This window comes from Nitratireductor arenosus (assembly GCF_009742725.1).
In the GTDB taxonomy this organism is placed as follows: Bacteria; Pseudomonadota; Alphaproteobacteria; order Rhizobiales; family Rhizobiaceae; genus Mangrovimarina; species Mangrovimarina arenosa.
The window spans coordinates 298,823-320,176 of sequence record NZ_WPHG01000001.1; the positions used below are offsets into that span (position 1 = coordinate 298,823).

The window sequence follows — 21,354 nt, forward strand, 5'->3', positions numbered from 1 at the left end:
GTCCAGTATCAGAATTGGGAAAGAAGCTGGAATATCGGCGCTTCCGGTCGCACAGACTCGTAGTCGACGCCATCCGCGATCGCGAATTCGACTATCGGCGTGCCGTCCTCCGACAGGAAGCTCAACAATCCGTCGCCCTGCTCTTGGCCGAAGCGGACCCGCGCGAACCGTTCGTCGAGTTCACCGCAGTCGGGTTCGAGGACGAGCTCGAACCGACCTTGCGTCGCATCGCCCGCGCGTTCGACGGAACAACGTCCCGAACCGCCGACCCGGTAGAGCGAATAATGCCCTTCAGGTGCCTGGGAAGCTTTCGTCAGTGGCGCGCTATCGAGCGCCTCTCCCGTCGTCACATAGGCTCCGGCCGTAGCGACAAGCGCCAAGGCACATGCGGAAAACAGCTTCACCGCGAATCATCCCTGCTTGTACCCCCGCAAGGAAGGGTGGTGCGAACCGGTTAACGATTCGTTAACCGGTTCGCACCGCGGCAAGGCCGGCGGTTTCGGGAACCGGCGTCAGCACGCGCCCCTCATCGAACCAGGCGATCAGGTTGTCGACGACCAGATCGGCCATCGCCTCCCGCGTTGCACGCGAGGCCGAGCCGACATGCGGCAACAGTGTCGCATTGTCGAGTTCGAGCAGAGCCCGCGGCACATGGGGCTCATCGGAAAAGACGTCGAGACCGGCGGCCCGGATGGTACCGGCAGCAAGCGCCGCGATCAGTGCCTCCTCGTCGACCGTGCTGCCGCGCCCGATATTGAGGAAGATGCCGTCGGGGCCGAGCGCCTCGAAAATCTCGGCGTTGACGATCTTGTGCGTCTGCGCCCCGCCCGGAGCCACCGAGACGAGCACATCGACCGCCTCGGCGAGCCCGCGCAGACTGTCGTGATAGGCGTAGGAGACGTCGGCGACCGGTCGGCGATTATGATAGGCGATCGGCAGGCCGAAGGCCTCCAGCCGGCGCGCGATCGCCTGGCCGATGCGTCCCAGGCCGAAAATGCCGACGCGGCGGCCGCGCAGGGTCGATGCCGTCAGCGGATAACCCCCTTCCCGCGCCCAGCGGCCTGCGCGCAGATAGGCCTCGGCCCTGGCGAACTCGCGCACCGTATTGAGCAGCAATCCAACGGCGGTGTCGGCGACCTCCTCGTTCAGGACGTCGGGCGTGTTGGTCACCATTATATTCTTCGACGCGGCGTGGCCTGCGTCCACGGCATCGTAGCCGACGCCGAAATTGGCGATGATTTCCAGTTTCGGCAGCGCATCGATAAAAGCCGCGTCGATCGTGGTCATCGCCGCGATGCCGCGAATGGCGCTGGCGTCCCGCCCGGCCAGCAGGACGGGATCGGCGGCCTGGAGTGGCACCAGCCGGAACTCTTCTGAAATCCGCTTGGCCGCATGCTCGTGCAGCTTGCCGGGTACCAGGATTGAAACGTCGCGCATGAGATGACACCGATCCTTTATTGCCGTCGCGCCGGCACCGTAAGCATGGCTCGCCCCGCCGGCAAGCATGCCGCCGCACACGCGCTCGCAAATCCGTGATCGAAAAATTTCGGAACAGGTTCTCGGCCACCCACGTTGTGTGGACAGTCCAACCAATGAAAGGAGAACCGAGATGAAAATGAAGATTCTCACCGCAGCCGTGCTTGCGGCCGGACTGGCTACCGGCGGCGCCATCGCGCAGACGACCAGCGCGACCTCGAAAGCAGGTTCGGGGCCGAACTTCAAATCCGACGACGAGCGCGTGATGTATGAGGAAAACGCTGATCGCATGGGTGGCTTCTTCACCGACGAGACCATGACTGAGATGCGTCCGGACACCGAGGTGAAGGAAATCTTCGCCGAGCTTGGCAAGGACGATCAGGCTGAGATCAAGGCGGCGTGCGAGCGAGCCATGGAAAACCGCGGCTCTTACGGCACCATCACCGTTAGCCTTTGCGAACAGGTCGACGCGATGTAAAGGAACGGTTCCAGACATCGACGGCTCCCGCCTTTCGAGGCGGGAGCCGTATTCTTTTGTCTTTTCGGGACGGATCGTGGATGCCGACCATGTTGCGATCGGGGAGTTTCGTCCCGGGGTCGTTGTGCCGGTACCCGGTCAGTCGCGCTCGACGGGTTTTCCGGTCGATTGGCGTACATGCAGTTCCGGCTTGATCAGCTCCTGCGAGGCGGTGACCGGAACGCCGTTCAGCCGGTCAAGCAACGCCCGAGCCGCGCGGCGGCCAACGTCGCGCTGGCCGTTCCACACCGTGGTCAGGGCCGGCGTCGCGATCGCGGCTTCCTCGAGATCGTCGTAGCCTGTCACCGAGATGTCGAGACCGGGCACGAGCCCGGCACGGGCGATGCCGTTCATCAACCCGATCGCCACCAGGTCGTTCCAGCACACCGCCGCGGTCGGCTTGTCGGGCAGAGCGAGGAATTGTCCGGCGACCTCAAAGCCGCCCTGTTTGGTGCGCGGCCCCGGAATGCGCCAGTGCGGCGCGACGACGAGGCCGGCCTTTTCCATCGCCGCGACATAGCCCTGGTAACGGTCGCGGCCGGTCGAGGTCTGGTCCGTGCCGCCGATCATGGCGATGCGACGGTGGCCGAGTGAGATCAGATGATTGGTGGCAAGCCCGATCCCGTAAGCATCGTCGCCGCGAAAAACCGGCACCTCCGCGCCCTCGACCGAGCGCGCGATCAGCACGGCGGGAAGTCCGTTTTCCTCGATCAGCCGGATGTCTTCCCGCGGCGTTCCGATCGCCGGCGACATAATGACGCCGTCGGCGCCGAGCTGCAGCAGTGTGTCGACGAAGGTCCGCTGCTTTTCGAGCTGATCGTAATGGTTGGACAGCAAAAAAGTCTGCCGGCTGCGGTCGAGTTCGCTCTCGATCGAACGCAGGATTTCGGCAAAGAACGGGTTCATGATGTCGTGCACGACCACGCCTACAATGCCGGATCGCGAGGTGCGCAGGCTGGCCGCGCGCCGGTTGTAGATATAGCCGATGGCGCGCGCATGTTCCTTGATGCGTTCCCGCGTGGTGTCGGCAACCAATGGACTGTCCCGAAGCGCCAGCGACACGGTCGCGGTGGAGACGCCGAGCGCCTCGGCAATGGTCGAAAGCTTTATTTTCTGCGCCAGAACGCCCCTCCCGTCGATCCGCCCAGGTCGTTTTAAACTGTTTAATCGCGCTTATGCCATCGCCCTACGGCATTTCAAAGCCTTTTCGACAGGCTTTCGGTTTCCGCATTCGGCGCGGAAGCCGAGCGCAGCCGCAACCGGCGCTCGCGATGCACGATATAAAGCCCGCTCGCCACGATGATCGCCGCGCCGCCCAGGGTGAAGCCGTCCGGCACGTCGCCGAAGGCGAGATAGCCGAGCACGATCATCCACACCATTTGCAGGTAGGGATAGGGCGCGAGGGCTCCGGTGGTCGCCTGCCGGTAGGCCTTTATCAGCAGCCAGTGGCCCAACCCGCCATAGATGCCGAGCGACATGAGCACGATCCACTCAACCGCCGTTGCCGGCACCGATCCGTAGAACGGAACCGCCGGCGCCATCAGGATCACCGGCGCCAGCGCCGAATAGAAAATCAGGCTCTCGGCGGTCTCCGTAGCGCTCATCTTGCGGGTCATGATCACGTAGGACGAATAGCTCAGCATCGCACAGATCAGGTAGAGATGACCGACCTCGAAAACGCCGAAACCGGGGCGCGTGATCACCAGCACGCCGGCGAAGCCGACAATGATCGCCGCCCAGCGCCGCCATCCGGCCCATTCGCCCAGAAACGGGCCGGCGAGCGCGGTGATGACCATCGGTGCGAAGAAAAAGATCGACACCGCCTCGGCGAGCTGCAGCGACTTCAGCCCCTGGAAATTGAAGAAGGTCGCGCCGAACAAAAACATGCCACGCAACACTTGCAACGGTCCGCTGGCGACCCGGAACGCGGCGCGATGACGCCATGGTCGCAGGATGAGGACGGCAAGAACCAAATGGACCGCGAAGCGAACCCAGGCGATGAAGGGCGGCGCAAGCCCGGCCGCGCCCAGAAATTTCGCGCTGGTATCAAGGAAGGAAAACAGCAGCCCGGCCGCAAACACGAGCAGGATCGCGGCCAACGGCGTCGCGGTATCGGTGACGGAATTGACTTTGCTCAAGGCCTGCTGCCGATCTCGTGAGAAAGCGCCCTGCCGTGTCGGCCATACCGTCCCCAAGGGCAAGGCCTATTTTCGAGCGCTCCCGCCGCACGGCGACAGCCCGTCCCGCTTCAAACGTCCTCGCCCGCCTCCTCCGCGAACCCGGCCTGTCCCGTCCCGGCGAGATTGTCCTCGATGCGTGCGAGCACTTTCAGGAACGCCTTCTGCTCCTTCTTGTCGAACCCCTTGAGCGCAATCTTCTCCGTCTTGCGCACCGATTTCTCGATCGACTTGATCGCATCGCGACCGGTCTCGGTCAGGAAGATATGGGCTTGCCTGGCGTCGTTGTCGGACGGACGCTTGAACAGGAAATCCTGCGCCTGGAGCCGATTGATGGTTTTGGTTATGGTGGGTGGGCGCACGCCGAGACGTCCGGCGAGCTGGCCAGGCGTCTGGCCGTCTTCATGCGCGAGCGCGAGCATGATCTGGTCCTGGCCAGCATAAAAGCCGTGATCGAGCAGACGCGCGGCGAGCGACGTGCGAACCAGCCGCGCGGTCGATTGCAGGCGGTTGATCGACGCCCCCTTTTCCGATTTGGCCATCCGCCCCTCCCATGTTCGCCACAATCGATCTAGATTTCGGCGCCCGCCGCGACATGAGCCTGGGCGTCGTTCTTCCAGCGGGCGAAAAGACGGCATAAGAACCGGCCGACTAATTCGCCGACGAACTTATGGCAGAGGTTGATTGCAGTTCAATGACAAAGATCAAAGCCGGCAAAGACGAGCGCGCGCACGCCGGCGAAGACATCGCCGTCCTGCCGCTCGGCGCGACCGAGCAGCACGGCCCGCATTTGCCCGCCGAAACGGACACCATCATCGCCGAAGCGGTCGCAACGCGTGCCGCCCGGTTGCTGCCGCGCGGCGTCGCGGCGACCTTGTTGCCGGTCGAGCCGGTCGGATATTCGATCGAACATCTCGATCTCGGCCGCACCAAAAGCCTGTCCTATCGCGAGGCGGTGGAACGCTGGATCGCGATCGGCGCGGAGCAGGCCGTGCGCGGCTGCCGGAAATTCGTCATGCTCAACGCCCATGGTGGCAATTCGCCGCTGCTGACGATCGTCGCCACTGAGCTGCGCGTGCGTGAAAAAATGCTGGCGGTCGCCACGAGCTGGACGCGCTTCGGACATCCCGCCGGACTCGTCGGCGAGACGGAGCGGGCCTTAGGTATTCATGGCGGCTTTGTCGAGACGTCGGTGATGCTGGCGTTGCGTCCCGATCTGGTCGACATGGACAAGGCTGCGACATTCGCCTCCGCGCAGCAGGATTTCGCCGCCCGGTTCAAGCATCTGCGCGCCTACGGCCCGCATGCGTTCGGCTGGACGATGCAGGATCTGTCGCCCGTTGGCGTGGTCGGCGATGCCGCCGGAGCCAGCGCGGAGGCCGGCGAACGCCTGCTCGATCATGCTGCGCGCGGATTTGCCGAATTGCTTGAGGATGTCGCCCGTTTCGACCTGGCCGGCCTCGCCTGACGGCGGAAGGGACCGCAACGCGTCGTCGCTCCCGCCACGCTTGTCCCTTTGACAAGTCGCCGGCGAGATTCGGGCCTTGTTTCGCCGTTGCCGGCGTGCATTGGATCGGCCGCCATCCTATATGGAAGCCGATCCGCAATTCCGCCCCGGGGGACTTGATGTCCGATACGCAAACCCAACTTCCCGTCACCGTGCTGACCGGCTATCTCGGTTCAGGCAAGACGACGCTGCTCAACCGCATCCTCACCGAAAACCACGGCAAGCGTTACGCCGTGATCGTCAACGAATTCGGCGAAATCGGCATCGACAACGAGCTGATCGTGGAATCCGACGAGGAAATCTACGAGATGAACAATGGCTGTGTGTGCTGCACGGTGCGCGGCGACCTGATCCGCGTCGTCGAAGGCCTCATGCGCCGGCCCGGACGGTTCGACGCCATCGTGGTCGAGACCACCGGGCTTGCCGATCCGGTGCCGGTGGCGCAGACCTTCTTCATGGACGACGACGTGCGCGCCAAGACCCGGCTCGACGCCGTTGTGGCGCTGGTCGACGCCAAACACCTGCCGCTGCGGCTGAAGGACAGCCGTGAGGCCGAGGACCAGATCGCCTTCGCCGACGTCGTCGTCGTCAACAAGACCGACCTGGTCGACGAGGACGAGCTGGCGGCGGTCGAGGCCACCATCCGCGCGATCAATCCTTCGGCGCGCATCCACCGCGCGACCCGCGCCGGGCTGCCGCTTGCCGAGGTGCTCGACCGCGGCGCCTTCGACCTGACGCGCGCGCTCGACAACGATCCGCATTTTCTCGATCACGACCATCCCGACCACGCATGCGGGCCGGATTGCGACCACCACGACCACTCCCATGACGACCATGACCACCACCACCATCATGATGCATCGCCGATCCATGATGTCTCGGTGCGGTCGATCTCGCTGCGCGGCGGCACGATGGACCCGAAGAAATTCTTCCCCTGGATCGAGAAGACGACCCAGATCGACGGCCCGAACATCCTGCGACTGAAGGGCATCATCGCGCTTGCCGGCGACGACGAGCGCTACGTTGTGCAGGGCGTGCACATGATCGTGGAGGGTGACCACCAGCGTGCCTGGCGCGACGACGAAAAACGCGAAAGCCGGCTCGTCTTCATCGGCCGCGACCTCGACGCCGAACGGCTGAAGCGCACCTTCGAGGCGTGCCAGGCCTGACGCCCGATCTCGCTTTGGCGCCGTCGCCTCCAAGACCGGGGCGCCACAGACCGCACTGACCCAGGAACGCCGATACCCATGTCCACTGTCGCCCCTCTCGATCTCAACGGCCATTGCCTGAGCGCCCGCTGGATCGCCGGCATACCCCACTTCGCGCTCGCCGACGGTATCGTCCACCGGCTCGACAACGGACACAAGTCGATCGAAGCGCATGACGGGCTGTTGGCGGCGACGCCGGCCAGCGACGGCAAAACGCTTCTGACCGCGGGCGAGGACGGACGGGTCTGCGCCCTCACGCCTGAGGGTGAGGTGCGCGAGCTGGCCTCGATCGGCCGCAAATGGGTTACCGCGCTCGCCGGTGGTCCCCAGGGCGCGGTGGCGTTTGCCTCCGGCCGCACCGCCTATGTGCGTTTTTCCGACGGGCGCCTGCGCGATTTCGCCCATCCGCGCTCGGTGGAGGGGGTCGCCTTCGCGCCGAAAGGCATGCGCATCGGCGTCGCCCGCTATAATGGCGCGACGCTGCATTTCCCCGCCGCCGACGGCACGCCGGTCGAGTTGACCTGGGACGGCGCCCATACCGGCATCACCTTTTCCCCGGACGGCAATTTTCTCGTCACCACCATGCAGGAAAACGCCCTGCATGGCTGGAAGCTCGCCGACGGCAAACACATGCGCATGAGCGGCTATCCTGCCAAGGTGAAATCCTGGTCCTGGGCGGCGAAGGGGCGCTGGCTGGCCACCTCCGGCGCGCCGGCCGCGATCGTGTGGCCGTTTTCCGGCAAGGACGGGCCGATGGGCAAGGCGCCGGTCGAACTCGGCACGCGCGCCGACACCATGGTCACGGCGGTCGCCTGCCATCCGACCGACGAATTCGTCGCCATCGGCTTCGGCGACGGCATGGTACTGGCAGCCCGCATCGCCGACCAGAAGGAGGTGCTGCTGCGACGGCCGGGCAAGGGCGCGGTCACCGCGCTGGACTGGGACGGCGAAGGCCGCCGCGTTGCCTTCGGCTCCGAGGCCGGCGATTGCGGCGTGATCGACGTCGCCGGTTAGGCCGGCCGAAGCCGGCGCGTACCAGCTCAACCCTTCTTTTCGAGATAGTCCCGCGCCCAGCCGAGCCCGTCCTCGGTCCGTCCGGCCGGCCGGTATTCGCACCCGACAAAACCCGGATAACCGCGCGCGTCGACCGCCGCCAGGACGGCGCGATAGTCGACCTCGCCACAGTCGGGCTCGTGCCGGCCCGGATTGCCGGCGATCTGGATATGGGCGATCCGCGCACGGTGACGCTCGAACGTCGCCACGATCTCGCCCCCGGTCCGGCTTTGATGGTAGATGTCGTATTGCAGGGAAAGATTGTCCGAACCGACCCGGTCGAGGATCGCGGCCGCCTCGGCCATGGTCTCCAGAAAATAGCCCGGCATGTCGAACCGGTTGAGCGGTTCGATCACGATCCGCACGCCGCGCCTGGCCGCCTCGGCGGCGGCATGGGCGAGATTGTCGGTGAAATTCTCCTCCAGTTCGCGGCGATCAATCTCCTTAGGCGCCACGCCGGCCATGCAGTGGATCAGCGGCGCGCCGAGCACGGCGGCGTAGTCGAGCGCCAGGGCGAGAGCCTCGTGAAACCGCGCGCGCTGGCGCGGGTCGACTGCGAGCCCGCGCTCGCCCGCCGCCCAGTCGCCCGGCGGCATGTTGAACAGCGCCAGGTCGAGCCGGTTTTCTTCGAGCGCGGCGGCGATCTCCCGCGCGTCATGGTCGTAGGGAAACAGGAACTCGACCGCCGTGAAGCCAGCATGCGCGGCACGCTCGAACCGGTCCAGAAACGGCGCCTCGGTGAACAGCATCGTCAAATTCGCAGCAAGTCTGGGCATCGCTCCTTCGACCCACGATATGAATGGTTCCTCCGCGCGTGGCAGCATGCCTGCCCCACGCCGCAAACGGTCGGCGCCCGCGGTTCGACATCCCGGAGGGCCCGCGTCAGTCTCCGAGCTTGGCGGCGCGGCCGGCGATATAGACTTCGCGCACGGCGCGGTCGTCGCCGAGCGTCTGCAGGAGAAACAGTTCCTCCGACAGCGTGTCGATCGTTTCCATGCGGGTACGCATCGTCGGCGTCGCCCAGGCGTCAAGCACGACGATGTCGGCGTCGGTGCCCGCGTCGAGCGTGCCGGCCCGCTCGGCGATAGACAACGCCTCGGCATTGCCGCGCGTCATCTGCCAGAAGGAGGCCAGCGGATTGAGTTTCTCGCCCTGAAGCGCAATCACCTTGTAGCCCTCGTCCAGCGTCCTGAGCATGGAATAGTTGGTGCCGCCGCCGACATCGGTCGCCACCGCCACGTGCAGCGGCCGTTCGCGCTTGCGGTAGCGCTGATAGTCGAACAGGCCCGAGCCGAGGAAAAGATTCGAGGTCGGGCAGAAAACCGCCACCGAACCGGTTTCCGACATCGCGTCGGCCTCGCGATCGCTCAGATGGATGCAATGGCCGAACAGGCTCTTGCGCCCCAACAGCCCGTAGCGGGCATAGACGTCGGTATAGTCCTTCGCCTGCGGGTAGAGCTGTTCGGCCCAGCGGATCTCGGCGTGATTTTCGGAAAGATGCGACTGAACGTGACAGTCGGGATGTTCGGCGGCGAGCGCCTGGGCCATCTCCATCTGCTCCGGCGACGAGGTGATGGCGAAGCGTGGCGTGATCGCGTAGAGTTGCCGGCCCTTGCCGTGCCACTGCGCAATCAGCGCCTTGGAGTCCTCATAACCCGATTGCGGCGTGTCGATCAGGCCCGCGGGCGCGTTACGATCCATCATCACTTTGCCGGCGATGTTGAGCATATCGCGGGAATGGCTTTCCTCGAAAAACGCCTCGGCCGAAGCCATGTGCACCGAACAATAGGCCGCCACCGTCGTCGTGCCGTGGCGGATCATTTCGTCGAGGAACAGCCGCGCGATCCGGCGCGCGTGCTGGGCATCGGAGAATTTCGTCTCCTCGGGAAAGGTATAATCGTTCAGCCAGTCGAGCAGTTCGGCGCCGTAGGAGGCGATGATCTGCATTTGGGGAAAATGCGCATGGGCATCGATGAAGCCGGGCAGCACCAGATGCGGCCGATGGTCGGTGACCGGCGCGTCGCCGGCCACCGCCGACACGGTCGAAAAATCGCCGGCAGCGACAATCTTGCCGCGCTTGATGAAGACGGCGCCGTCTTCCTCGTACCGGCAGGCGGCGAGATCGTCCCCAGCGACCGGTTCGCGCAGGAAGGAGAGCACCCGCCCTCTGATCAAGATTTCACTCATTGCCCGGATCCGCGCGCCTCTTCGAACCACGAAACGATCAGCGCCCGCTCCTCGTCGGTCATATAGGTGACGTTACCAGGCGGCATGGCGTGGCTGCGCCCGGCCTGCAGATAGATCTCGCGCGCCCTGTCCGCGATCGTGGCGTCGGTGTCGAGCCGGACATTCTTCGGCGTGATGTAGACGCCTTCATAGACCGGCTCCGCTGTATGGCACATCGAGCAGCGCCCGAGCACCGTATCGCGCACGGCGGGAAAATGGGCCGAGGTAATGAAGGGTTCGGCAGCAGCGGCGGCCTTGTCCTCGCCGGTCAGAACTTTCGGAACGGTCGACAGCCACATGATGATGATGAACAGGATCGTCGCCAGCGCCCAGGTCCAGGTCGGATTGCCCTTTCTGGCATGCACAGTGTTGAAATAATGCCGGATCAGGACGCCGACCAGGAAAATCAGCGATGCGATGATCCAGTTGAATTCGGTCGCAAACGCCAGCGGATAGTGATTCGACAGCATCAAGAACAGGACCGGCAGGGTCAGGTAGTTGTTGTGCAGCGAACGCGTCTTGGCGATCTTGCCGTATTTCGGGTTCGGCTTGCGTCCGGCGATCAGGTCGGCGACTACGATCTTCTGGTTGGGAATGATGATCATGAACACGTTGGCCGACATGATCGTGGCGGTGAAGGCGCCCAGATGCAAAAAAGCCGCGCGGCCGGTGAAAAGCTGCGTGTAGCCCCAGCTCATCGCTACCAGAATAACGAACAGAACCAGCATCAAGGTGGTGTCGTTATTGGCCAGCGGCGACTTGCAGAGCTGGTCGTAGAGGACCCAGCCCACCGTCAGCGAGGCGAGCGAGATCAGGATCGCGGTGCCCGCCGACACGTCGAGCACGTTGCGGTCGACCAGGTAAAGGTCGGCGCCGGCGTAGTAGACGATGGCGAGCATGGCAAAACCGGTGAGCCAGGTGGCGTAGGCCTCCCATTTGAACCAGGTCAGGTGCTCCGGCATCTCCGCCGGCGCGACCAGATATTTCTGGACATGGTAGAAGCCGCCGCCATGGACCTGCCATTCCTCGCCGAACGCGCCTTCCGGCAGGTTCGGGCGCTGCCGCAGGCCGAGATCGAGCGCGACGAAATAGAATGACGAGCCGATCCAGGCGATGCCCGTGACCACATGCAGCCATCGCATCGCGAAGCTCAGCCAATCCCAGAAAATCGCAAGATCGTACATCGACACACGCCCTCCTCGTCGGCGTGACTTTACGGCCTCGGCCACAAACGAAAAGAGGCACAGTCACCGAGCACTTTCAAAAAAATCTGGAAAATAATAGTCTCCGCCGTGTCATCCAGATCATGCCGGGGGCATTTCATGGCCTATCTCGACAATGTCGCCGTTTTCGTTCGCGTGGTGGAGCTCGGCAACCTCTCCGCGGCGGGACGCGACATGCGCATTTCGCCGGCCGTCGCCTCCAACCGCATCAAGGAGCTTGAAAAACATCTCGGCGTGCGTCTGTTCAACCGCACCACGCGCCAGCTGACCCCGACCGAGCAGGGCCGGGTCTTTTATGACGGTGCCAAGAAAGTACTCGACGCGGTCGCCGACGCCGAGGCGGCCGTCAGCGCCCTGTCGGGCCAGCCGCGCGGCACCATCCGTGTCACAGCGCCGCTCGGCCTCGGCCGGCGCCTGCTCGCCTCCGGTATTCCCGAATTCCGTGACCGCTACCCCGACATCGAGGTGCGGCTCAGGCTGTCCGACCACGATGTCGACATGATGCGCGAGGGCATCGACGTCGCCTTCCGCCTTGGCGTCCTCGAAGATTCCAGCCTGCGCATGCGCGGCGTGCTCGAATGCGAGCGGGTATTGGTCGCGGCGCCGTCCTATCTGGACAAGCGCGGCGAGCCGAAAAGCCCGGACGATCTTCTGGCGCATGATTGTCTGATGCTGCGCTATCCGGGCGCGCGCGAACATTTCTGGACGGTGCGCACGTCCGACGGCCCGCGTAAGCTGGACGTGCGCGGCCCCTACGATTCCGACGACGGCGACGTGCTGACCGGCTGGGCGCTCGCCGGCCATGGCATCGTCATGAAACCGCGCTTCGAGGTTGAGCCGTTTCTGCGCGAGCATCGGCTGAAAACTATCATGACCGACACGCCGCCGATCCCGGTTCAACTCGCCGCCGTCTATCCGCACAAGAAATATCAGGATCCCAAGGTCCGCCTGCTGCTCGACTTCATGGCCGAACGCTGCCAGCGTATGATCCGCGACATTCTCGACGGTCACTGACCGCCGGTTGGCTTCAGGGGAGGTAGCTCATCGCCCGCATCATCGCGAAAGCGGCGCTTTTCGGCCTGCTCGGGCTCGTCGTCCTGCCCGTCTTCGTTTTTGTCGGCGTGCTCGCGCTTGGCTATGCGCTCGATCCTTCCTGCGGCACGCCGGGCGCATCGGGGGGCTGTGAAATGGGCGCCGCCGCCTCGGCCATCGCCTCGGCGATCCCCGGCTTTATGCTGTTCTTCCTGGTTTCGCTGCTGATCAGCGTGAGGCGGAGGAAGAAGGCTGAAACGCCGCCACAAGAGCCGTCATGATCTCCGCAGCGGCCAGCGCGGCAATGACGGCGGGACGCTTGTCGCGCACGCCGTCGCCGCCGATCGGGGTCACCAGCCGCGAAAATTCGGCTTCGCTGCCACCAGCCGTTTTCAGGAACCAACTCCTGAAGGTCGCCTTCTTGGTCGCCGAGCCGATCATGCCGACATAGGCGGCGTCGCCGCGCTTCAGCGCCTCGGACACAATCAGGAAGTCGAGCGCATGGTCATGCGTCAAAACGACGAAGGCCGCGCCGGCCGGCGCCGCACGCACGAGTTCCTCCGGCACGGCGGTCAGGCGGGTCTCGACCCCTTCGGGAAAGCCGACAATAGCGTCGGCCCGGGTCTCCGCCACCGTCGCGCGCACCGGCAAAAGCACGAGCGCCTCTGCCAGCGCCCGGCCGACATGGCCGCCGCCGAACGCCAGCACGCGCGGCAAGGTTTCGTCCTCGGCCCGGGCTTTGGCGAGAAGCCTGTCGCGCAAGGCCGCGCCGACCCGCTCGATCGACAGGCCGACCCGGCCGCCGCAGCATTGCCCGATTTCGGGGCCGAGCGGGATGTCGAGCACCTTCGCCGGTTCCGCTTTGGAGGCCGGAGCCGCGCGCAGCAGCGCCCGCGCCTCATCGATCGCCATGAATTCGAGCTGGCCGCCGCCGATCGTGCCGAAAATAGTGTCCGGCGCAACCAGCATCCACGCGCCCTCCTCGCGCGGCGTCGATCCCTTCGCCGCCGTCACTTCGACCTTCGCCGCCGCCGGATAGGCATCGAGAAAGGATTGCAGGATTCCGGTCGTTTTCGTCATGGTCGCAATTCTAACCCGAGATGCCCCTGCCGGCGATCCCCGGGCTAGGCTCCGGTTTGGGCGCGCACGCGCTCGACCGCCATCAACACCCGTTCGGGCGTTGCCGGCGCGTCGAGACGCGGGCAGACCGTGTGATCGCCGACGGCAGCCACCGCGTCCGACAGGGCGTGCAAAACGCACATCGCCAGCATGAAGGGCGGCTCGCCGACCGCCTTGGAGCGATGCACGGTCGGCTCGTGCGCCTCCGGCCAGTCGGCCAACGTAACGTTGAAGATTTTCGGCCGGTCGGACGCAAGCGGGATCTTGTAGGTCGAGGGCGCATGCGTCCTCAGCCTGCCCTTGTCGTCCCAGACGAGTTCCTCCGTCGTCAGCCAACCCATGCCCTGGATGAAGCCGCCCTCGATCTGGCCGATATCGATCGCCCGGTTCAGCGATCGTCCGGTCTCGTGCAGGATATCGGTCCGCTCAACCACATATTCGCCGGTCAACGTGTCGATCGAGACTTCCGCGCAGGCCGCACCATAGGCGAAATAATAGAACGGATGGCCTTCACCCTTGTCGCGGTCCCAGCGCACCTTCGGTGTCTTGTAGAAGCCGGTCGCCGAAAGCTGGACACGGGCCATATAGGCTTGCTGGGTCAGCTCGCCGAAGGCGATTTCCTGATTGCCGACCCTGACCCGATTGGGCAGGAACTCGATTTGCTCGTGCGGCACGCCGTATTTTTCGGCGGCGAAATCGCACAGCCGGTCGCGGATCGTGCGCGCGGCGGCCTGCGCGGCCATGCCGTTGAGGTCGGAACCCGAAGAGGCCGCCGTCGCCGAGGTGTTGGGCACCTTACCGGTCGTGGTCGCGGTGATCTTCACCTGGTCGATGTCGATCTGGAACTCCTCGGCCACGATCTGCGCGATCTTGACATAGAGCCCTTGCCCCATCTCGGTGCCGCCATGGTTGAGATGCACCGAACCGTCGGCATAGACATGCACCAGCGCGCCGGCCTGGTTGAAATGGGTGGCGGTGAAGGAAATGCCGAATTTCAACGGCGTCAGCGCCAGGCCGCGCTTGATAACCGACGAGCCGGCGTTGAAATCGGCGATCGCGCGCCGCCGGCCCTGATAGTCGGCGCTCTCCTCGAGCTCGTCGACGAGCCGGTGGATGATGTTGTCCTCCACCGTCTGGTGATAGGGCGTGACGTTGCGGTCCGTGGTGCCGTAAAAATTCTTCCTGCGGATATCCAGCGGGTCCTTGCCAAGCGCGAAGGCGATCTCGTCGACCACGCGCTCGCACCCGATCATGCCCTGCGGACCGCCGAACCCCCGAAAAGCGGTGTTGGAAACGGTATTGGTGTAGAGCGGCGCCGACTGGGCGCGCACGGCCGGGTAATAATAGGTGTTGTCGCAATGAAATAGCGCCCGGTCGGTCACCGGGCCGGACAGGTCGGAGGAAAACCCGCAACGGGCGGCATAGAAATAGTCGACGCCCAGTATCGTGCCCTCGTCGTCGAAACCGACCTCGTAGTCGATGACGAAATCGTGCCGCTTGCCGGTCGCGGTCATGTCGTCGTCGCGGTCGGGCCTGATTTTGACCGCCCGGCCGAGCTTCTTGGCCGCCACCGCGGCGAGCGCGGCGAACTGGTTGCCCTGTGTTTCCTTGCCGCCGAACCCGCCGCCCATGCGCCGGATTTCGACGGTGACGGCATGCGAGGGCACCCCAAGCACATGCGCCACCATGTGCTGCACTTCGCTCGGATGCTGGGTCGAGGAAAAGACGGTGACGTCCATGTCCTCGCCCGGCACGGCCAGCGCGATCTGGCCCTCGAGATAGAAATGGTCCTGGCCGCCAAGCCGCATCGTGCCCTTGATGCGCCGCGGCGCCGCCTCGATCGCGGCCGCGGCGTCGCCGCGCTTGAGCGTCAGCGGATCAGTGACCAGCTTGCCCGCCCGGCGATCCATGTCCCACACATCGGTGACGAACGGTTTTTCGTCATAGTCGATCTTCGCCAGCCGGCAGGCGCGCCGGGCCTGTTCCCGGCTCTCGGCAATCACCGCGAATACCGGCTGGCCGAAAAACTGCACGATGCCGGTGGCGAGCACCGGTTCGTCGGCGCGGCCCGTCGGGCTGATATCGTTGGAGCCGGGCATGTCGTGCCCGGTCAAGACGTCGATCACGCCGGGCGCGGCGCGAACGGCGGACAGATCGATCGAGCGGATCGTACCGTGCGCCACGGTCGACAGGCCGAGGCAGGCGTGCAACAGCCCCGCGGGCTCGGGCATATCGTCGATATAGACTGCCGTGCCGGTGACATGCTTGTGAGCGGAATCGTGGCGCTGGTCGGTGGCGACGCCGCCCAGAATGCGGGTCGCTTTGAGGTCGGCCGTGGCGTGCTTGTTCATCGGTCTCTCCCTTGGCCTAGGCCGCCTCGTAACGCGACACTTGCACCGACACGCCGCTCGTCGTTTCCAGATGGAACCGACGAAGCAGATTGCGGGCGGCCAGCATGCGATAATCGGCCGAGGCGCGCATGTCGCTGATCGGCGCGAAGTCCTTCCCATAGGCGTCGAGCGCGGCCTCCACCGTCTCGCTCGACCATGGCTTTCCGGTGAGCGCGGCCTCCACCGCCGCGGCGCGTTTGGGCGTCGCAGCCATGCCGCCATAGGCGATCCGCACCGCCGCCACCGTGCCGTCGGCGGCGAGCGTCAGATGGAACGCGCCGAGCGCGGCGGTGATGTCCTCGTCGCGCCGCTTGGTCAGCTTGTAGACGGCGTAGTGCGTGCCTTCGTCGGGCACCGGTACGTCGATGCGTTCGACGAATTCGCCCGGCCGCCGGTCCTGCTTGCCGTAGTCGATGAAGAAATCCTCGAGCGCGATGGTGCGCCGGCTTTCGCCCTTGCGGAGGGTCAACGTAGCGCCGAGCGCGATCAGCGGCGGAGGCGTGTCGCCGATCGGCGAGCCGTTGGCGATATTGCCGCCGATCGTGCCCATATTGCGCACCTGCTCGCCGCCGATCCGGTCGATCAGCGGACCGAAAGCAGGGATCCGGCGCGACAGGGCCGAAAACGCTTCGGTGTAGGACACGCAGGCGCCGATCGAGATGACGCCGTCTGTTTCCGAGGTGGCATGCAGTTCGTCCAGATGGGCGATGAACACCGCCGGCGCGATCTCGCGCATGAACTTGGTCACCCACAGTCCGACATCGGTCGCGCCGGCCACGATCGTCGCCGTGGGCTCTGCCTCCAGAACCGCGGCCAGATCCTCGACGCTGGCCGGAATGACGAGACGCTGTCCATCCTGGCCGATCTCCACGCGCGCGCCGTCCTTGAACGCGTTCAGCGCGGCTTCCACACGCGCCCGTTCGCCGGCCAGCACGTCGCTGTCGACGCGGCCATAGCTGGAAATCGCGAGCGCGGCCTTGACGATCGGCTGGTAGCCCGTGCAGCGGCACAGATTGCCCTGCAGCGCCTTTTCGATATCGGCCTCCGTCGGGTCGGCGCGACGCATCCACAAGGCGTAAAGCGACATGACGAAGCCCGGCGTGCAGAAACCGCATTGCGAGCCGTGGAAATCGACCATCGCCTGCTGCACGGGATGCAACGCGCCGTCCTGTCCCTTCAGGTGCTCCACCGTGACGACGTGACACCCGTGCACGGAGCCGAGGAAACGGATGCAGGCATTGACGCTTTCATAGATCAGGCCGTCCGGGGTCAGGCGGCCGACCAGCACCGTGCAGGCGCCGCAATCGCCTTCAGCGCAGCCTTCCTTGGTGCCCCTGAGCGAACGCCTGAGGCGCAGGTAATCAAGCAGGGTCTCGTCGGCGCGCACGTCCGACAGCGCGGTTTCGACGCCGTTGAGCATGAAGCGGATTTGGGAGCGGATTTCAGTCATCGTTCAACTGCCCCTGTAGGTCGAGTAGCCGTAGGGCGAGAGCAGCAACGGCACATGATAATGGCTCGTCTCGGCCATGCCGAAACGCAACGGGATCTCGTCGAGAAAGGCCGGCTCCGGCAGCTCCGCACCGTTGGCGCGCAAATAGTCGCCGGCAAAAAACACCAGTTCGTACTGGCCGGTCGCGAACGCGTCGCCGGCCAGCATCGGCGTGTCGCAGCGTCCGTCAGCATTGGTCGAGACGGTTTTGAGATGGGTCCGGCGTTCGCCCTCGATGCGGTAGAGCGTGATCGACAGGCCGGCTGCCGGCTTGCCGGTCGCCGTGTCGAGCACATGCGTTGTCAAACGTCCTTCACTTGCCGCCATTCCTCGCCGTCCTCTCCCATCGCCGCGAACTCGCCGGAGCTTTGACCCCAGCATTGCGATTGTGCAGCAAATCGCGGTCGCGCATAAGGTTCAACCGGCGGAAGCGCTTTGAAAAGACTTTCAAATTTTTTTGGGGCAATCACGCCACGGCCCTTTGATACTCTGAACATGAAGAGCTGAAATTTCCGTCCGGAAGGTAGACAGTATAGCGATGCGGCCGACACGATATCCACGCGACATGCGCGGCTACGGCGCGAACCCGCCCGACCCGAAATGGCCGGACGGCGCCCATGTGTGCGTCCAGTTTGTCGTCAATTACGAGGAGGGCGGCGAAAACTGCGTTCTGCACGGCGACGCGGCCTCTGAAGCCTTTTTGTCGGAAATCGTCGGCGCGGCGCCATGGGCCGGCATGCGCCACTGGAACATGGAATCGATCTACGAATATGGCGCGCGGGTCGGTTTCTGGCGCCTGCACCGTCTGTTCACCCAGGCAAAGGTGCCGGTCACCGTTTACGGCGTCGCCTCCGCGCTCTCCCGTTCGCCCGACCAGGTGGCGGCCATGCGCGAGGCCGACTGGGAGATCGCCACGCACGGGCTGCGCTGGATCGATTATCGCGACCATGCGCCCAAAGACGAGCGCGCGGATCTCGACGAGGCGGTCAGGCTGCACACCGAGGTGGTCGGCGAGCGCCCCGCGGGCATCTATCTCGGCCGCACTTCGGTCAATTCGGTCAGGCTCGCGGCGGAAGAAGGCGGTTTTGCCTATGTTTCCGACACCTATGACGACGAACTGCCCTATTGGCTCGACCATGACGGCCAGGGCAACGCGATCGCGCCGCAACTCGTCATCCCCTATACGCTCGACGCCAACGACATGCGTTTCGCCACGCCGCAGGGCTTCAATTCCGGCGACCAGTTCTTCGCCTATCTCAAGGATGCCTTCGATACGCTGTACGAGGAGGGCCGCAACGGCCGGCCCGGGATGCTCAACATAGGCCTGCATTGCCGGCTGATCGGTCGGCCCGGCCGCGCCGCGGCGCTGAAACGCTTTATCGACTATGTCGCCAATCACGAGCGGGTCTGGATCGCGCGGCGCATCGACATCGCCCGCCACTGGGCCGAGCACCATCCCTACCAGGCGCCGGCGCTGCGGCCCTCGCGCATGGGCGGCCCCGAGTTCGTCGAGCGGTTCGGCTCGATCTTCGAGCACTCGCCCTGGATCGCCGAACGCGCCTTCATGCTCGAGCTCGGCCCGGCGCACGACACGGCCGGCGGCCTGCACAACGCACTGTGCCGCATGTTCCGCTCCGCCAGCAAGGACGAACGCCTCGGCGTTTTGACCGCGCACCCCGACCTTGCCGGCAAGCTCGCCCAGGCCAAGCGGCTGACGGCCGAATCCAGCAAGGAACAGGCCTCGGCCGGGCTCGACGCGCTGACCGACACCGAGCGCGCCCGCTTTACCGAGCTCAACACCGCCTATGTCGAGAAGTTCGGCTTCCCGTTCATCATCGCCGTCAAGGGGCTGACCAAGGACAAGATCCTGGCTGTGTTCGAGGCGCGCGTCGACAATGATCGCGCGACCGAATTCGCCACCGCCTGCACACAGGTGGAGCGCATCGCGCTGCTGAGGCTGAGGGACCTTCTGCCGCTATGAGGGATGTCACGATGAGCAACCGCCCCTATTATGCGCCGCGTGGCGGCCTGCCCCCGCAAACCGACTTGCTGACCGGCCGTGCGGTGTTCACCGACGCCTACGCGGTGATCCCGAAAGGCGTGATGAGCGACATCGTCACCAGCCTGCTGCCGTTCTGGGACGAGACCCGCTGCTGGGTTCTGTCGCGGCCGATGTCGGGTTTTTCGGAGACGTTTTCACAATATATCATGGAGGTCGCGCCGGGCGGCGGCAGCGACCGCCCCGAGCCCGACGCCGGCGCCGAGGGCGCCCTGTTCGTCGTCGAGGGCGAACTGACCGTCACCGTCGGCGGCGACCGCCACACGCTCGGCCCCGGCTGGTTCGGCTACCTGCCGCCCGATTGCGGCTGGAGCGCGCGCAACCAAAGCGGCGCGCCGGTGCGGTTCCACTGGATCCGCAAAGCCTATGAGCGCGTCGAGGGGATCGACGTGCCCGAGGCGTTTTTCGCCGACGAGGCCGCGATCGCCCCGACACCAATGCCCGACACCAATGGGGTGTGGGCCACCACGCGTTTCGTCGATCCGGCCGACATGCGCCACGACATGCACGTCACCATCGTCACGCTCGAGCCGGGCGGGGTTATTCCCTTCGCCGAGACCCATGTCATGGAGCACGGGCTCTACGTGCTGGAGGGCAAGGCGGTCTATCGGCTGAACCAGGACTGGGTCGAGGTCGAGGCGGGCGACTATATGTGGCTGCGCGCCTTCTGCCCCCAGGCCTGTTACGCCGGCGGGCCGGGCAAGTTCCGCTATCTGCTCTACAAGGACGTCAACCGCCACATGGCTCTCGGCGGGATCGCGCCGCGATGACGCGCGCCGTCACCGCCCAGCCGCTGACCCGCGAGGCCTTCACCGCCTTCGGCGACGTGCTCGACACCGACTGGCCGAACCATTTTTCGATCAACAACGGCAAGTGCGAACGCTATCACGATCTCGCCCGGGTCGAGGCCACAGGCCCGAACGCGCGCGTTCTCGTCTCGATCTTCAAGGCCACGCCCTACGCCTTTCCCCTGAAGCTCGGCATGGTCGAGCGCCATCCGTTCGGCAGCCAGGCCTTCATGCCGCTGTCGCCGGCGCCGTTTCTCGTCGTGGTGTGTGCCGACGGGCCCGAGGGACCCGGCGCGCCGCATGCCTTCGTGACCGCGCCCGGCCAGGGCGTCAATTACCGCCGCAACACCTGGCATGCCGTGCTGACGCCGATCGGCGCGCCGCAGGACTTCCTGGTCGTCGATCGCGGCGGCGACGGCTCCAACCTGGAGGAATTCTTCTTCGACGCGCCGTGGGAAGTGCGTCTGCCGGAGGCTCGAAACCGATGAACGACGCCGCGCTGATCGCGCGCCTGCTCGACGTGATCGAGCAGGACATCATGCCCAAAACGGCCGCTGGCGTGCGTGCCGGCAACAAGCTGTTCGGCGCGGCGATCTTAAGGAAATCCGACCTCTCGGTGGTCGTCGCCGAGACCAACAACGAGATCGAAAACCCGCTCTGGCACGGCGAGGTGCACGCGCTGAAGCGGTTTTACGAATTGCCGCAGGACCGGCGTCCCGATACCGCCGACTGCATCTTCGTGGCCACGCACGAACCCTGTTCGCTGTGCCTGTCGGCGATCACCTGGACCGGTTTCGACAATTTCTACTTCCTGTTCAGCCACGAGGATTCGCGCGATTCCTTCGCCATCCCGCACGATTTGAAGATTCTGAAGGAGGTCTTCACGCTCGATCCCGGCGGCTACAATGCGAAAAACGCCTACTGGACCGGCCACGCGATCCGCCGGCTGGTCGAGGCCTCGCCCGAGACCGAACGCACTGTTCTGCAAGTGCGCATCGCCGCCATCGCCGCCGGCTACGACGCGCTTTCGGCGGCCTATCAGTCCGGCAAATCCGGCAACGACATTCCGCTGAACTGACGCGTGACGCCG

General features: G+C 65.0%; 21 protein-coding genes. 9 read left to right on the plus strand and 12 right to left on the minus strand.

Annotated features, from left to right (window positions below):
• Positions 1-8: 8 nt before the first annotated feature.
• Together GN330_RS01395 and GN330_RS01400 are read right to left on the minus strand one after the other, a co-directional pair.
• Positions 9-404 carry a hypothetical protein gene (locus GN330_RS01395; protein ID WP_156710778.1) on the minus strand — a complete coding sequence of 132 codons (396 nt, stop codon included), beginning with the start codon at positions 402-404 and terminating at the stop codon, positions 9-11.
• A 61-nt stretch (positions 405-465) separates the two neighbouring features.
• Positions 466-1,437, minus strand: coding sequence for a 2-hydroxyacid dehydrogenase (locus tag GN330_RS01400; RefSeq protein ID WP_156710779.1), 972 nt, complete (start codon positions 1,435-1,437; stop codon positions 466-468).
• 178 nt (positions 1,438-1,615) lie between these two features.
• Here GN330_RS01400 and GN330_RS01405 point away from each other — a divergent pair, with 178 nt between their 5' ends.
• Positions 1,616-1,954, plus strand: coding sequence for a hypothetical protein (locus GN330_RS01405; protein WP_156710780.1), 339 nt, complete (start codon positions 1,616-1,618; stop codon positions 1,952-1,954).
• A gap of 138 nt (positions 1,955-2,092) precedes the next feature.
• On the opposite strand, the gene GN330_RS01410 is transcribed toward GN330_RS01405, so the two are convergent.
• The 3 genes from GN330_RS01410 to GN330_RS01420 all read right to left on the minus strand — a co-directional run bounded on the left by GN330_RS01410 (position 2,093) and on the right by GN330_RS01420 (position 4,712).
• Complete coding sequence (locus tag GN330_RS01410; RefSeq protein ID WP_156710781.1) at positions 2,093-3,115, minus strand: LacI family DNA-binding transcriptional regulator; 1,023 nt, start codon at positions 3,113-3,115, stop codon at positions 2,093-2,095.
• 74 nt (positions 3,116-3,189) lie between these two features.
• Entirely contained in the window at positions 3,190-4,131 is a 942-nt protein-coding gene (locus tag GN330_RS01415; protein ID WP_246188469.1) for a DMT family transporter, read from the minus strand.
• A 110-nt stretch (positions 4,132-4,241) separates the two neighbouring features.
• Entirely contained in the window at positions 4,242-4,712 is a 471-nt protein-coding gene (locus GN330_RS01420; protein ID WP_156710782.1) for a MarR family winged helix-turn-helix transcriptional regulator, read from the minus strand.
• Between the two features lie 152 nt (positions 4,713-4,864).
• Here GN330_RS01420 and GN330_RS01425 point away from each other — a divergent pair, with 152 nt between their 5' ends.
• The 3 genes from GN330_RS01425 (at position 4,865) to GN330_RS01435 (ending at position 7,899) form a co-directional block, all read left to right on the plus strand.
• Entirely contained in the window at positions 4,865-5,638 is a 774-nt protein-coding gene (locus GN330_RS01425; protein ID WP_156710783.1) for a creatininase family protein, read from the plus strand.
• Between the two features lie 158 nt (positions 5,639-5,796).
• Entirely contained in the window at positions 5,797-6,846 is a 1,050-nt protein-coding gene (locus tag GN330_RS01430) for a CobW family GTP-binding protein (RefSeq protein WP_156710784.1), read from the plus strand.
• Between the two features lie 78 nt (positions 6,847-6,924).
• Positions 6,925-7,899 (plus strand): WD40 repeat domain-containing protein, encoded by a 975-nt coding sequence (locus tag GN330_RS01435; RefSeq protein ID WP_156710785.1) that lies wholly within the window; start codon positions 6,925-6,927, stop codon positions 7,897-7,899.
• A gap of 26 nt (positions 7,900-7,925) precedes the next feature.
• Here GN330_RS01435 and otnI read toward each other — a convergent pair whose 3' ends face one another.
• From otnI to GN330_RS01450, 3 genes are all read right to left on the minus strand, one after another.
• Entirely contained in the window at positions 7,926-8,714 is a 789-nt protein-coding gene (otnI, locus tag GN330_RS01440) for a 2-oxo-tetronate isomerase (RefSeq protein WP_156710786.1), read from the minus strand.
• Positions 8,715-8,820: 106 nt separating this feature from the next.
• The gene (gene guaD, locus GN330_RS01445) at positions 8,821-10,125 is read right to left on the minus strand and encodes a guanine deaminase (RefSeq protein WP_156710787.1); all 1,305 of its coding nucleotides are present in this window, start codon (positions 10,123-10,125) and stop codon (positions 8,821-8,823) included.
• A complete protein-coding gene (locus GN330_RS01450; protein ID WP_156710788.1) occupies positions 10,122-11,348 on the minus strand; it encodes a urate hydroxylase PuuD in 1,227 nt (408 codons plus the stop codon). Before GN330_RS01450 ends, guaD begins: the two co-directional genes overlap by 4 nt.
• Positions 11,349-11,486: 138 nt before the next feature.
• On the opposite strand from GN330_RS01450, the gene GN330_RS01455 reads away from it, so the two are divergent.
• Positions 11,487-12,401, plus strand: a complete 915-nt coding sequence (locus tag GN330_RS01455) for a LysR family transcriptional regulator (RefSeq protein WP_156710789.1) — start codon at positions 11,487-11,489, stop codon at positions 12,399-12,401.
• Between the two features lie 246 nt (positions 12,402-12,647).
• Here GN330_RS01455 and xdhC read toward each other — a convergent pair whose 3' ends face one another.
• The 4 genes from xdhC to uraH are packed head-to-tail and all read right to left on the minus strand — an operon-like array spanning position 12,648 to position 17,744.
• Positions 12,648-13,499: a xanthine dehydrogenase accessory protein XdhC gene (xdhC, locus tag GN330_RS01460; RefSeq protein ID WP_156710790.1), complete on the minus strand. Its 852-nt coding sequence runs from the start codon at positions 13,497-13,499 to the stop codon at positions 12,648-12,650.
• Positions 13,500-13,543: 44 nt separating this feature from the next.
• On the minus strand, positions 13,544-15,889 hold the full coding sequence (gene xdhB, locus GN330_RS01465) for a xanthine dehydrogenase molybdopterin binding subunit (RefSeq protein ID WP_156710791.1): 2,346 nt from the start codon (positions 15,887-15,889) through the stop codon (positions 13,544-13,546).
• A gap of 16 nt (positions 15,890-15,905) precedes the next feature.
• A complete protein-coding gene (gene xdhA, locus GN330_RS01470) occupies positions 15,906-17,378 on the minus strand; it encodes a xanthine dehydrogenase small subunit (protein ID WP_156710792.1) in 1,473 nt (490 codons plus the stop codon).
• Positions 17,379-17,381: 3 nt separating this feature from the next.
• Positions 17,382-17,744, minus strand: coding sequence for a hydroxyisourate hydrolase (gene uraH / locus GN330_RS01475; RefSeq protein WP_156710793.1), 363 nt, complete (start codon positions 17,742-17,744; stop codon positions 17,382-17,384).
• A gap of 211 nt (positions 17,745-17,955) precedes the next feature.
• On the opposite strand from uraH, the gene puuE reads away from it, so the two are divergent.
• Genes puuE through GN330_RS01495 form a run of 4 tightly spaced genes read left to right on the plus strand, consistent with a single transcriptional unit; the run spans position 17,956 to position 21,342 of the window.
• Positions 17,956-19,398: an allantoinase PuuE gene (gene puuE, locus GN330_RS01480; RefSeq protein ID WP_156710794.1), complete on the plus strand. Its 1,443-nt coding sequence runs from the start codon at positions 17,956-17,958 to the stop codon at positions 19,396-19,398.
• Positions 19,399-19,409: 11 nt separating this feature from the next.
• Positions 19,410-20,246 (plus strand): bifunctional allantoicase/(S)-ureidoglycine aminohydrolase, encoded by an 837-nt coding sequence (locus GN330_RS01485; RefSeq protein WP_197434982.1) that lies wholly within the window; start codon positions 19,410-19,412, stop codon positions 20,244-20,246.
• Positions 20,243-20,752 (plus strand): ureidoglycolate lyase, encoded by a 510-nt coding sequence (locus GN330_RS01490; protein WP_156710796.1) that lies wholly within the window; start codon positions 20,243-20,245, stop codon positions 20,750-20,752. Before GN330_RS01485 ends, GN330_RS01490 begins: the two co-directional genes overlap by 4 nt.
• The gene (locus GN330_RS01495; protein ID WP_156710797.1) at positions 20,749-21,342 is read left to right on the plus strand and encodes a nucleoside deaminase; all 594 of its coding nucleotides are present in this window, start codon (positions 20,749-20,751) and stop codon (positions 21,340-21,342) included. The genes GN330_RS01490 and GN330_RS01495 overlap by 4 nt, the downstream gene beginning before the upstream one ends.
• Positions 21,343-21,354: the final 12 nt, after the last annotated feature.

Coding starts and splice junctions, on each gene's coding strand:
- GN330_RS01495 (WP_156710797.1), top strand. CDS start 20,749: ATGAACGACGCCGCGCTGATCGCGCGCCTGCTCGACGTGATCGAGCAG.
- uraH (WP_156710793.1), bottom strand. CDS start 17,744: ATGGCGGCAAGTGAAGGACGTTTGACAACGCATGTGCTCGACACGGCG.
- xdhC (WP_156710790.1), bottom strand. CDS start 13,499: ATGACGAAAACGACCGGAATCCTGCAATCCTTTCTCGATGCCTATCCG.
- GN330_RS01430 (WP_156710784.1), top strand. CDS start 5,797: ATGTCCGATACGCAAACCCAACTTCCCGTCACCGTGCTGACCGGCTAT.
- otnI (WP_156710786.1), bottom strand. CDS start 8,714: ATGCCCAGACTTGCTGCGAATTTGACGATGCTGTTCACCGAGGCGCCG.
- GN330_RS01490 (WP_156710796.1), top strand. CDS start 20,243: ATGACGCGCGCCGTCACCGCCCAGCCGCTGACCCGCGAGGCCTTCACC.
- GN330_RS01450 (WP_156710788.1), bottom strand. CDS start 11,348: ATGTACGATCTTGCGATTTTCTGGGATTGGCTGAGCTTCGCGATGCGA.
- guaD (WP_156710787.1), bottom strand. CDS start 10,125: ATGAGTGAAATCTTGATCAGAGGGCGGGTGCTCTCCTTCCTGCGCGAA.
- puuE (WP_156710794.1), top strand. CDS start 17,956: ATGCGGCCGACACGATATCCACGCGACATGCGCGGCTACGGCGCGAAC.
- GN330_RS01425 (WP_156710783.1), top strand. CDS start 4,865: ATGACAAAGATCAAAGCCGGCAAAGACGAGCGCGCGCACGCCGGCGAA.
- GN330_RS01405 (WP_156710780.1), top strand. CDS start 1,616: ATGAAGATTCTCACCGCAGCCGTGCTTGCGGCCGGACTGGCTACCGGC.
- GN330_RS01455 (WP_156710789.1), top strand. CDS start 11,487: ATGGCCTATCTCGACAATGTCGCCGTTTTCGTTCGCGTGGTGGAGCTC.
- GN330_RS01435 (WP_156710785.1), top strand. CDS start 6,925: ATGTCCACTGTCGCCCCTCTCGATCTCAACGGCCATTGCCTGAGCGCC.
- xdhA (WP_156710792.1), bottom strand. CDS start 17,378: ATGACTGAAATCCGCTCCCAAATCCGCTTCATGCTCAACGGCGTCGAA.
- GN330_RS01420 (WP_156710782.1), bottom strand. CDS start 4,712: ATGGCCAAATCGGAAAAGGGGGCGTCGATCAACCGCCTGCAATCGACC.
- GN330_RS01485 (WP_197434982.1), top strand. CDS start 19,410: ATGAGCAACCGCCCCTATTATGCGCCGCGTGGCGGCCTGCCCCCGCAA.
- xdhB (WP_156710791.1), bottom strand. CDS start 15,889: ATGAACAAGCACGCCACGGCCGACCTCAAAGCGACCCGCATTCTGGGC.
- GN330_RS01400 (WP_156710779.1), bottom strand. CDS start 1,437: ATGCGCGACGTTTCAATCCTGGTACCCGGCAAGCTGCACGAGCATGCG.